We start from the raw sequence: 12037 nt of genomic DNA, 5'->3' as shown, positions 1-12037 counted from the left end.
CCATGCGCACCGAACAACCGAAGATGATCTACCTGAAGGACTATCAGGCCCCCGAATACCTGATCGACGAGACGCACCTGACCTTCGAGTTGTTCGAGGACCACAGCCTGGTCCATGCGCAACTGGTGATGCGCCGTAACCCCGAGCGCGGCGCCGGTCTGCCGCCGCTGGTGCTCGATGGCCAGCAGTTGGAGTTGCTGTCGATCAAGCTTGACGACGCCGACCTGGGGCAGGGCGAGTTTCAACTGGATGACAGCCACCTGACCTTGCAACCCAAGGCCCAGGCGTTCACGGTCGACACCACGGTGCGTATCCACCCGGAAACCAATACTGCCCTGGAAGGCCTGTACAAATCCGGCAGCATGTTCTGCACCCAGTGCGAGGCCGAAGGGTTCCGCAAGATCACTTATTACCTCGACCGCCCGGACGTGATGAGCAAGTTCACCACCACCGTGGTGGCCGAGCAGCACAGCTATCCGGTGCTGTTGTCCAACGGCAACCCGATTGCCAGCGGCCCTGGCGAAGACGGGCGGCACTGGGCGACCTGGGAAGACCCGTTCAAGAAACCCGCCTACCTGTTTGCCCTGGTGGCCGGTGACTTGTGGTGCGTCGAAGACACTTTCACCACCATGACCGAGCGCACCGTGGCGCTGCGCATCTACGTCGAGCCGGAAAACATCGACAAATGCCAGCACGCGATGACCAGTCTGAAGAAGTCCATGCGCTGGGACGAAGAAGTGTATGGCCGTGAATACGACCTCGACATCTTCATGATTGTCGCGGTCAACGACTTCAACATGGGCGCCATGGAGAACAAGGGCCTCAACATCTTCAACTCCAGCGCCGTGCTGGCCCGTGCCGAAACCGCCACCGACGCCGCGCACCAGCGGGTCGAGGCGATCGTTGCCCACGAATACTTCCATAACTGGTCGGGCAATCGCGTGACCTGCCGCGACTGGTTCCAGTTGTCGCTCAAGGAAGGCTTCACCGTATTCCGCGACGCCTGCTTCTCGGCCGACATGAACTCGGCCACCGTCAAGCGCATCCAGGATGTCGCGTACCTGCGTACCCACCAGTTCGCCGAAGACGCCGGCCCGATGGCCCACCCGGTTCGCCCGGACAGCTTCATCGAAATCTCCAACTTCTACACCCTGACCGTGTACGAAAAGGGCTCGGAAGTGGTTGGCATGATCCACACCCTGTTGGGTGCCGATGGCTTCCGCAAGGGCAGCGACCTGTATTTCGAGCGTCACGACGGTCAGGCCGTGACCTGCGACGATTTCATCAAGGCCATGGAAGATGCCAACGGCGTCGACCTGAGCCAGTTCAAGCGCTGGTACAGCCAGGCCGGTACGCCACGGCTGGCGGTCAGCGAGTCCTACGACGCGGCGGCCAAGACCTACAGCTTGACGTTCCGCCAGAGCTGCCCGCCGACGCCGGACAAGGCGGAAAAACTGCCGTTCGTGATTCCCGTCGAGCTGGGGCTGTTGAACAGTCAGGGCGGTGAGATTCCTCTGCGCCTGAGCGGCGAATCGGCCGCCAGCGGCACCACCCGGGTGATCTCGGTGACCGAAGCCGAGCAGACCTTCACGTTCGTCGATGTCGCTGAAAAGCCCCTGCCTTCTCTGCTGCGCGGTTTCTCGGCACCGGTGAAACTGAGCTTCCCTTACGACCGCGACCAACTGATGTTCCTGATGCAGCATGACAGCGACGGGTTCAACCGCTGGGATGCCGGCCAGCAGTTGTCGGTGCAGGTGTTGCAGGAGCTGATCGCCCAGCATCAGCAGGGCGCGACGCTGACGCTGGATCCACGCTTGGTCAGTGCGCTGCGCAGCGTGCTCTCGGACGAGTCCCTGGATCAGGCCATGGTCGCCGAAATGCTCTCGCTGCCAAGCGAAGCCTACCTGACGGAAATCAGCGAAGTGGCCGACGTCGAGGCGATCCATGCCGCCCGTGAGTTCGCCCGCCAGCAGTTGGCCGAAAACCTTTTCGAAGCCCTGTGGCTGCGATATGAAGCCAACCGCGACCTGTCCAAACGCACGCCATACGTGGCCGAGGCCGAGCATTTCGCCCGCCGCGCGCTGCAAAACATTGCGCTGTCGTACCTGATGCTCACCGGCAAGCCTGAAGTGCTGAGTGCGACCCTGGATCAATTCGACACCGCCGACAACATGACCGAGCGCCTGACAGCGCTGGCGGTGCTGGTCAACTCGCCGTTCGAAACCGAGAAGGCCCACGCACTGGAAGTGTTCGCGGAAAACTTCAAGGGCAACCCGCTGGTCATGGATCAATGGTTCAGCGTCCAGGCCGGCAGCCCGTTGCCGGATGGCCTGGCGCGGGTCAAGGCATTGATGGAACACCCGGCGTTCACCATCAAGAACCCGAACAAGGTGCGGGCGTTGATCGGCGCCTTCGCCGGGCAGAACCTGATCAACTTCCATGCCGCCGACGGTTCGGGCTACCGCTTCCTGGCGGACCTGGTGATCCAGCTCAACGGCTTCAACCCACAAATCGCCTCGCGGCAACTGGCCCCGCTGACCCGCTGGCGTAAATACGACAGCGCCCGCCAGTCGCTGATGAAAGCCGAGCTGGAACGCATCCTGGCGTCCGGCGGGCTTTCGGCCGATGTGTTCGAGGTGGTGAGCAAGAGCTTGGCGTGACCTGTGGTGCCGCGGTCTGCCTGGCGGACCGCGGTGCCTTTATCGCAAGCGAGCTTACGAAACCACATTCCCAATTTCCGCCAGCTGGGAAAAAACCACGAGCTGGCATACGAAATTCTTGGTGTGATCAATGATTATTTCGGCGCCTTATTGGCTTTATTGGCGAGAACATATGGGCGCAAGCTAGAAGTCAAGTTGTACTTCTCCGCCTTTGAGTTTTAAAGCGCGCAGATATTCATTCCTCGTATAGTGATGAGCAAATCGAATGTTCATGTTAAGTTGAACCACTAAGGCTTGTTCGTTTTCGGGGGCTGTAAAATTTGTTATTTTAATGAAGCCATCGGGGCATGTGAATCTGTAATCGTTATGGAAAACAACGAGAGCGGAATATTTATTGCTGTGTCCAATGCTTCCGATCATCGTGTAGCTTATAAAGTCCGGGCCGACATTTTTTTCGGTGAATAGGAATGATGGCAGATTCATGCCCCAGCTGTGTCCAGTTTTTGCAAGTAAATCGCGCACAGTCAAAGAACTCATGTTGTAACTAGTATAGGGCTCCACATCGAAGTTCTTTCCCTCTGGCATCCTCTTCTTTGCTGGTTTTTTTGGGGTTTCCATGATGACCGTTCCTCTTGCAATGGTTGAGGTGATGTGGCGCATGGTTTGCAAGTCGACTTAATACGATGGCTAGTGTCGATTAAGAATGAGGAACGGCGCCACTGTCAGAAATAACAGGGTTTTATAATGAATTTAACTAATGAACGTCATTGTAATGGCTGGATTGTGCCGGGGACGGGTGTACGCAATATCGCCAACGTAAGCCCTGGGCTACACCAGCCCTCGCCATCACCCCACCGAATACCCCTCCATTCATTCTCCAACGCCAACCCCACGGTTAACAAAAGATAACGCGACGTCGATTGTCAGACCTTTCGAAAGCCCGATAGGATAGGTCAGCTTCCGAAGTGGCTCTAGATTGCAGGTTTCAGGGCTATGCTCAAGGGCTCGCAGCCTGGGACAGCCCGCTTACGGCGCCCTGAAAGTTTGGATGACCTAACAATAATAATGGGGGAAAGGTCTATGAATGAGCCTGTCATGGCTGTGGGCCGCTGCCGGCCGCCGATGCTGCGCCGAGTTGCGCTGCTGGCTTCGGCGCTCTCGCTGCTGGGCTCTGCGGTGTTGTCGGCACCGGTGATGGCCGTTGCGGCGTCGACGTCCGATGTCATCTATTCCGTCGAATCGGCCAAGGCCAGCAAAACCCTGATGCTCGATGTGGTCCACGCTGGCCAACGCCTGGTGGCGGTCGGTGACCGTGGGCATATCGTCTATTCCGATGACCAGGGCACCTCCTGGACCCAGGCCAAGGTGCCGACCCGCCAACTGCTCACCGCAGTCTTTTTCGTCGACGACAAGCACGGCTGGGCGGTGGGGCACGACGCGCAGATCCTCGCCAGCGTGGACGGCGGCAGCACCTGGACCAAGCAATTCGAAGACCTCTCCCGTGAAGCGCCGCTGTTGGATGTCTGGTTCAAGGATGCTAGCAATGGTATTGCCGTGGGTGCGTATGGCGCGCTGTACGAGACCACCGACGGCGGCAAACACTGGGAAGACGCCAGTGATCGCCTCGACAATGAAGATCAATACCACCTCAATGCCATCGCCGCCGTGAAGGATGCCGGTCTGTTCGTCGTTGGCGAGGCCGGCAGCATGTTCCGTTCCGCCGATTGGGGGCAGACCTGGGAAAAACTCCAAGGGCCGTACGAAGGCTCGCTGTTCGGCGTCATCGGCACCGCCCAGTCTTCGACGCTGTTGGCCTACGGTCTTCGTGGCAATCTTTATCGTTCCGCCGACTTTGGCACGACCTGGGAGCAGGTCGAACTCAAGGCTGCCCGTGGCGCGCTGGAGTTCGGCCTGTCGGGCGCCACGCTGTTGCCGGACGGTTCCATCGTGATTGTCGGCAACGGCGGCAGCGTGGTGCGCAGTACCGACGACGGCGAAACCTTCAGCGTGTTCAACCGCCCGGACCGAATCTCCGTGGCGGCCGTCACGGCGGCAGGCAACGGCAACCTGATCCTGGCGGGACAGGGCGGCGTTCGCGCCACCACGTCCACTGGCGCCGAACTGAGCAAATGAGCCGGACCTGTCAGACGGGCACAATAACAACAAGGCGGACCCCATGAGCAGTCATCACCAAGACAAGGCGACGTTCCTCGAGCGCCTGATTTTCAACAACCGCCCGGCAGTGATCGTCATTTGCCTGCTGGTCAGTATCTTCCTGTTCTGGCAGGCCACGCTGATCCGGCCGTCCACCAGTTTCGAAAAAATGATCCCCCTCGAGCACCCCTTCATCGAGAAGATGCTCGAGCACCGCAACGACCTGGCGAACCTGGGTAACACGGTGCGGATCTCCGTGGAGGCCACCGATGGCGACATTTTCTCCAAGGAATACATGGAGACCCTGCGCCAGATCCACGACGAAGTCTTTTACATTTCCGGTGTCGACCGTTCCGGGCTCAAGTCGCTGTGGAGCCCGAGTGTGCGCTGGACCGAAGTGACGGAAGAGGGCTTCGCCGGTGGTGAGGTGATTCCCCAGAGTTACGACGGCTCGGCCGACAGCCTCGACCTGTTGCGCAACAACGTGCTCAAGTCCGGTCAGGTCGGGCGGCTTGTGGCGAACGATTTCAAATCGAGCATCATCGATATTCCGTTGCTGGAGTCCTACCCGGACCCGCAGGACCAGGGAAAATTGCTCGCCCTGGACTACCGCAAGTTCTCCCATGAACTTGAAGACAAGATCCGCAACAAGTTCGAAGCCCAGAACCCCAATGTGCAGATCCACATCGTCGGTTTCGCCAAGAAAGTCGGCGACTTGATCGATGGCCTGGTCATGGTGGTGATGTTCTTCGGCGTGGCCTTCGTCATTACCCTGATCCTGTTGTACTGGTTCACGAACTGCATGCGCAGCACCATTGCAGTACTGAGCACCACCCTGGTGGCGGTGGTCTGGCAGTTGGGGCTGATGCACGCGGTGGGGTTTGGCCTGGACCCTTACTCAATGCTGGTGCCGTTCCTGATCTTTGCCATCGGTATTTCCCATGGCGTGCAGAAAATCAACGGCATCGCCTTGCAATCCAGCGAAGCGGACAACGCCCTGACCGCAGCGCGGCGCACCTTCCGGCAGTTGTTCTTGCCGGGGATGATCGCGATCCTGGCGGACGCCGTCGGCTTTATCACCCTGTTGATCATCGACATCGGCGTAATTCGCGAACTCGCCATCGGTGCCTCCATCGGCGTTGCGGTCATCGTGTTCACCAACCTGATCCTGTTGCCGGTGGCGATCTCCTACGTCGGCATCAGCAAACGCGCCGTGGAACGCAGCAAAAAAGACGCGACCCGCGAACACCCGTTCTGGCGCACATTGTCGAACTTCGCCAGCGCCAAGGTGGCTCCGGTATCGATCGTCCTGGCCGTGATCGCGTTTGGCGGCGGCCTCTGGTACAGCCAGAATCTGAAGATCGGCGACCTGGACCAGGGCGCGCCGGAGCTGCGTCCGGATTCGCGCTACAACCAGGACAACAATTTCATCATCAGCAATTACTCCACCAGTTCCGATGTGCTGGTGGTGATGGTCAAGACCAAGTCCGAGGGCTGTTCGCGCTACGAAGCCATGGCGCCGATCGACGAGCTGATGTGGAAGATGCAGAACACCGAGGGCGTGCAGTCGGCGATCTCCCTGGTGACCGTATCCAAGCAAATGATCAAGGGCATGAACGAGGGCAACCTGAAATGGGAAACGCTGTCGCGCAACCCTGATGTGCTCAACAGCTCCATTGCCCGGGCCGATGGCCTGTACAACAACAGTTGTTCCCTGGCTCCGGTGCTGGTGTTCCTCAACGACCATAAGGCCGAGACCCTGGATCGTGCGGTGAAGGCGGTGCAGGATTTTGCCAAGGACAACAACCGCGATGGCCTGGAGTTCATCCTGGCCGCCGGTAACGCCGGCATCGAGGCGGCTACCAACGAAGTGATCAAGGAATCGGAACTGATCATCCTGATCCTGGTGTACATCTGCGTGGCGACCATGTGCATGATCACCTTCCGTTCCTGGGCGGCGACGCTGTGCATCGTGCTGCCGCTGGTGCTGACGTCGGTGCTGGGCAACGCCCTGATGGCGTTCATGGGCATCGGCGTGAAGGTCGCGACCCTGCCGGTGGTGGCGTTGGGCGTGGGGATTGGCGTGGACTACGGCATCTATATCTACAGCCGCCTGGAGAGTTTCCTGCGCGCCGGCTTGCCGTTGCAGGAGGCTTATTACCAGACGTTGAAGTCCACCGGTAAAGCGGTGTTGTTTACCGGCCTCTGCCTGGCGATCGGCGTATGCACCTGGATCTTCTCGGCCATCAAGTTCCAGGCCGACATGGGCTTGATGTTGACGTTCATGCTGTTGTGGAACATGTTCGGGGCGCTGTGGCTGCTGCCGGCGTTGGCGCGGTTCCTGATCAAGCCTGAGAAACTGGCGGGGCAGAAGGGTAATTCGTTGTTCGCCCATTGATGAGGCGAGCGATTGAACGACATGGGCCGCAACCCCGGGGTTGCGGCCCATGTCGTTTTGGTCACGGCGCCAATACCAGGAATTTTTCCTGGGCAAGGGACTTGCTGATGCCGCCTCGGTAAACCTCAACCACGGCGTGGGGGTTGTCGGCCTTGGCAAGCTCGGAGTAATAGTTTTTTTTCTGGTCCGCAAAGCGTTTCAGGTGGGCGACGGTGTAATCGGCTTTTGGAGAGTCGACCTTTTCATAGTGAAAGTGGGCATACCAGACAATCCTGCCGTCGCGGTCGCTGACGGTGTATTCCTGGTAGAAGTCCTTCCTCGCGCCTTTCGAGGCGATGCGTTGGTTGATCCGTGCGACCTGAACCAATTTTTTTTCAAACAAGTAACGAAGGTTGCCGTCGGTGGGTGGCAGGTCCCAGCTCAATTGAGTACGAAGCGCACTGCCTTTTTGTGTCAGGCGGGAGATGGCATTCGACAGATCGGCACGCAATGCCTCTTCTTCCGGCGTGGCCTGTTTGTTCGACAGGGTTCTGTCGAGGTCGATTGAAAGCTTTCGATAGCGATCTGCTTCGTTGTTCATGATCTCCTCGATTTCCTGAGGATGACGGCAGCGTTTCTTGTAGCCCTCGGCACGGCCCAGGTATTGGTCCAGTTGCTTGAGCAGCTTCTGCGTATCACCCTTGATTGCGTTGAACGACCTCGTCTTGGGGGCGGGCCCAGGCCGCTCCTCCACGACCACGTCCCAGACGTCCGGTTGCTTTTGCGAGTAGGTCTCGATGACTTGTTGCGTATCTTCCGAGCGCACCTCGACGAGCTCGAACGGTGGGTTCGCCTCCACCGTCCTGATTTCGCCAATCAGGACGTCGCCGTTGCGGGTCTTGATGACCTTCCTGTTGGACTCTTTCAGCGATGGTTTTTTCGGTCGCTGATGGGACTTGGCCTTGGGCTTGGATTCGGGCTTGGCCTCGGCCATCAGCCTGCTTGAAACGTCTTCGTACAGGCTCTTGACCACCTCGTACATCTTGTCGAAGTAGGTCTCGTTGATGTCCTCGGCATAAAGGATCCTTGTCACTTCAAAGGAGTCCAGTATCTTGCCGTATTGCTCGGTCAGGCTTTCCAACACGGAGAGGTGATCCGAGCGGGACAGGGTGTACCGCTGGATATCGGAATGGGCGCGCATCTGTTTCGCCAAAGGTTTCATGGTCCTGTACAGGATCTGGTACAGATCCTGCGCGCCGTCCTTGATGGCCAACGCCGACACCGCGGCCAACAGCCCGCCCTGTTCAGCCATGGTGCTTCGATCATTGTTCTTGAGCGCCGGGATGATGCGTTTGTAGTCTTGGGTGCCGGCGGCATCGAGGTCCAACAACTCCTCCTGATATTTGTCTCTCAGTTTCAACCAGTAGATCCCGTTCTCCCGTATCTGGGCAGATTTCCTGGAGTACGTCTCGAAGCGCGAATAGTCTCCATGGATCTCGCCAGTGGGTTCTCCATGTGGGAATTCGGGGTACGCGTCCATGAGGTCCGCGTGATTCAGGGAGACGAGCACATAGGCGGTGTCTGCCTTTTGAATGGCGTTGATGAGCAGTTCCGCAACGAGCGCTCGCTCGAAAGGGACGTTCAGTGCCTTGCGTTCGGGCATGCTGCCCAACATTTTCCGGATCTTGACGGTTTGTTCTTTCAGCACCTTATATAAGGCTTCGATGTTTTCCGTACGCTGCTTGGCAAAGCGCTTGGGATCGATCCCCAGGTCAAATTTCGTACCCGTCGTAGTATCGATGCCATCTATGTTGTCCAGCACCTTTTGATAAGCCGCTTGTGCCCTGGCCAGTTCGGGGAGGCGGCTATTGAGATAGTCGACGCGTTCCCTGTCGAACTTTTCCCTTCTCTTGCGATTTTTCGCCCGCAGGTCGGCCAGACGCGTTTCCTCCATGCCGCCCCGCAGGCGCAGGTCCAGGTTCATGATCCAGTTGCCTTGGCTGTCGGACTTCAACATGGGGCCGATGATGGTCGAGTCACGCGCGTCGATGATCCGTACGCCGCCCTCCGATGTCACATCGACCTGGTACAACACGTTTTCAACTATTGCGTGCCATTGTTTGGCGATGACGTACAGGCCCTTGAGGGGGCCGTGTGGAATCGGCTCCGGTAGCTTGGAAGGCTGCGCCACCTGCATTCGTTGTAGTTGGGCTCGCTGCCGTGACGTCAGGCGATGACGGGCGCTGGCGAAGCTGAAGTCCAGGGCCGTGCCGGGCGCCGGGGACTGTTGGTCAGGCGAGGCAATAATGTTTTCCAGGTATGTTGGCGCTGCCGGCACGGGCCATTGTTCCGCGATGGCGCGTGGTGCTGGGTCGCGCATCGCTTGCTTGATGATTGATTCAACGACGGGCACACGGGCGGGGGGGCGGACGGAAGGGAGCTGGACTGCCAGCAAGGCCAGGTTGAGCAGCAGGTCGACGGCGGCAAGTTCGCGGGTTACCGGATCGTTGCTGGTCAGGGCCGGGATGTCGTGTTCAGCGCTGAGCATCAGGTTATAGAGCCAGACGCAGGTCATGACGGGGCCGCGTAAAAGTGGGAACAGGAGCGTGTTGAACAATAGGCTGCCGCCTTTGAGCAGCAATGCCCAGCGGCTCTCGCTGTTGGACACCGAGTCCCGGTCGGCCTGGGTGACCAGCGCGCGGGCGTTGCAGCCATAGAGGTGGCGCATCAGTTGCCCCTCATTCAAGTCATGCAGCAGATCCCGGCTGGCCTCGTCGATGGCGAGCGTTGCCGGAGCGGGCGGTTCGTAGTTGGCAAACTCATCGCCCTGGTAGAACTGCAAGATATGCGGTTGCTTGATCCCGCCGTTGGCATACACCGTTCGAGCGTCATCGGACAGCCAGGTCAGGACACTGTCCTGCAGCTCGCCGGCCGTGGCGATGGCGTTCAGCAGCGCCTGGCGCGAAGAGAACTGTTGCAAGGATGGCGCATACAACGGCCGATAGAGCAGGTGCGGGCCTGGTGTCGCACTCTTTGGCTCGATAATGAACATGTTGAGCACGGTGTCGGGTTTGGCGTTGGGCTTGCGCAGCAAGGCCAGGTTCCGGATGACTACGGGCCGACCCTTGGCTTGCCGTTCCTCGGGGGAGGGGGCGAGTACCGCTTCGAGCAGGTCGAGGCCTTCACGGGTCATGCCGTGGTCATCGCTGTGCACCTGCTTGAGTGCCTCCAGCACCAGTTGTGGCGGGATCTGTTCGGCGAACCGCCGCTCCCGGTCCTTACGCTGGTCCGCATCGAGCAGCAGTGCTTGTTCCAGGAACTCAGGATACGTCGTGCCGATATCGATCTGCTCGACCAGTCCGTTCTTGCCGGTGATGTACGCGTCCGTCAGCCATTGGGGCAGTGCCAGACCTTGGCGGTGGCTGAGTTCAACATGCCCACTGGGTCGGGCGACCAGGTTGTTGATGGCCAGGTCGGTCAGGCTCATCGATCTTTTTTCGCTGATGCCTGCGCCGCCTGGAAACCCTGCCGAGACGGTATAGGTGAGTGTGACGTCGTCGGGTTGAAAATGGCTGGCCGGGACCTTCGCCCGACTGTTGTCATTCATTTGCTGCATGCGGCTGGACAAGGTGTCGACCGTAAAGGCGCGGATGTCCTGGATATCGCTGAGAAAGGTCTGGCCATTGCTGCGTTGCTTGGCGCCCGCCAACGCCAGGCTGTGACGCTGGAAGCGTGTCTGGTCGAGGAGCGGGGCGCGCTTCAACCATTCGGGAAGCAAGGGCGTCAATCGCTTCGAGTCTTCCGCCGAGAGGTGTGGAATGTCGCTCAGGAAACGCGTTGGATCGCTCAGTTCGTCGTAGAGTTTTTTAAGTTCCAGCACACCGATCTCCGCGGGAACGCGCATCGCCCGCAGGTCGGCCAGTTGTTGTTCCAGTAACATGCCGGCCTGGGTGTCGAAGGCATTGCCACTGATTTCGTAGCGCTGGCAGGTCACGGTATCGACCAGATACCGGTCGGCGATGCGTTGGGTCCAGTAGACGTGGAATTCATCCATCGTTGAAAAAGACCTCACGGCGCTGCCTGGACTGCACAGCAAGATCGCGATCCCATTGATCGTGTAGTGAAGCAGCAGCAGGTCTTGAGCAGGCAGTACAGTGCTGACCTCGCCTCGGGTAATTGTACTTTCCAGGCTGTAGGCATAGACGGGCGATGCATTGTGGCTGAAACGGTGTTCGCGGTCCGGCCAGCGGGCGAGCTGGTCCAGGGCGTTGCGCTCCGGCTCGGAGAGCCCCGGTTGTTGCAGGCCGCGAATGTGCAGGATGTGCCTGAACGTATCGCTGAGCCATTGCCAGCGGCTGGTGTGGCTCTTGGCATCGACCTTTGCATTCCAATAGCCGGTGAGCGCGTCTTCCAGGCCGATCGGCAGAGTCCAGGGCAGCTCCAGCAACAGCGTTTCGACGACCTTCATGTCCGGCGTGTTGCCATCGACGTCACGAAGGCGTTTTGGAAAGTCCGCAGTGAGGTAGCAGGCATGATTGCCTTTTGTGCTGAAGTCGACGGGCGTGCCGAGGGCCGAGTATTCAAGCACAAGCGCCATGAACGGCCGGGCGCCCCAACCACCGGAGTCCTGCGGCATTGCCAATTGAAGGGTGGAAAGGTCGATTATCAGACTTGGATAGCGAGCATTTAGCGCATCCTGGAGCATTCGCCGGGTCACCTTTTCTAAGGTCGGGCGATCGGCAAACTGTTGGCTGATGGTTTGGGTAAACGTAGCGGGGTTCTCAGCCGGATTGGGCGAAGTCATGGGAAATCCTTTTCCTGAAGTTCATGTCGCCGGCATTGACGA

5 protein-coding genes are annotated in these 12037 nt (G+C 59.0%); 3 read left to right on the top strand and 2 right to left on the bottom strand.

The window, feature by feature from the left end; genetic code table 11:
* Window positions 1–2: 2 nt before the first annotated feature.
* The gene (gene pepN, locus J3P79_RS14485; RefSeq protein ID WP_434603517.1) at window positions 3–2660 is read left to right on the top strand and encodes an aminopeptidase N; all 2658 of its coding nucleotides are present in this window, start codon (window positions 3–5) and stop codon (window positions 2658–2660) included.
* 183 nt (window positions 2661–2843) lie between these two features.
* Here the strand turns inward: pepN and J3P79_RS14480 are convergent, their stop codons facing one another.
* Window positions 2844–3320, bottom strand: a complete 477-nt coding sequence (locus tag J3P79_RS14480) for a hypothetical protein (RefSeq protein ID WP_434603515.1) — start codon at window positions 3318–3320, stop codon at window positions 2844–2846.
* A 420-nt stretch (window positions 3321–3740) separates the two neighbouring features.
* Here J3P79_RS14480 and J3P79_RS14475 point away from each other — a divergent pair, with 420 nt between their 5' ends.
* Together J3P79_RS14475 and J3P79_RS14470 are read left to right on the top strand one after the other, a co-directional pair.
* Entirely contained in the window at window positions 3741–4793 is a 1053-nt protein-coding gene (locus J3P79_RS14475; protein ID WP_434603513.1) for a WD40/YVTN/BNR-like repeat-containing protein, read from the top strand.
* 43 nt (window positions 4794–4836) lie between these two features.
* A complete protein-coding gene (locus J3P79_RS14470) occupies window positions 4837–7212 on the top strand; it encodes an efflux RND transporter permease subunit (RefSeq protein ID WP_434603511.1) in 2376 nt (791 codons plus the stop codon).
* Window positions 7213–7273: 61 nt separating this feature from the next.
* Here the strand turns inward: J3P79_RS14470 and J3P79_RS14465 are convergent, their stop codons facing one another.
* The gene (locus tag J3P79_RS14465; RefSeq protein WP_434603509.1) at window positions 7274–11995 is read right to left on the bottom strand and encodes a dermonecrotic toxin domain-containing protein; all 4722 of its coding nucleotides are present in this window, start codon (window positions 11993–11995) and stop codon (window positions 7274–7276) included.
* Window positions 11996–12037: the final 42 nt, after the last annotated feature.

It is taken from the genome of Pseudomonas sp. R1-7 (assembly GCF_051132105.1).
Lineage (GTDB): Bacteria > Pseudomonadota > Gammaproteobacteria > Pseudomonadales > Pseudomonadaceae > Aquipseudomonas.
The sequence above is the reverse complement of the archived record's forward strand: the minus strand, read 5'-3'. Positions and strand labels throughout refer to the sequence as shown.

Coding starts and splice junctions, on each gene's coding strand:
- pepN (WP_434603517.1), top strand. CDS start 3: ATGCGCACCGAACAACCGAAGATGATCTACCTGAAGGACTATCAGGCC.
- J3P79_RS14480 (WP_434603515.1), bottom strand. CDS start 3,320: ATGCGCCACATCACCTCAACCATTGCAAGAGGAACGGTCATCATGGAA.
- J3P79_RS14475 (WP_434603513.1), top strand. CDS start 3,741: ATGAATGAGCCTGTCATGGCTGTGGGCCGCTGCCGGCCGCCGATGCTG.
- J3P79_RS14470 (WP_434603511.1), top strand. CDS start 4,837: ATGAGCAGTCATCACCAAGACAAGGCGACGTTCCTCGAGCGCCTGATT.
- J3P79_RS14465 (WP_434603509.1), bottom strand. CDS start 11,995: ATGACTTCGCCCAATCCGGCTGAGAACCCCGCTACGTTTACCCAAACC.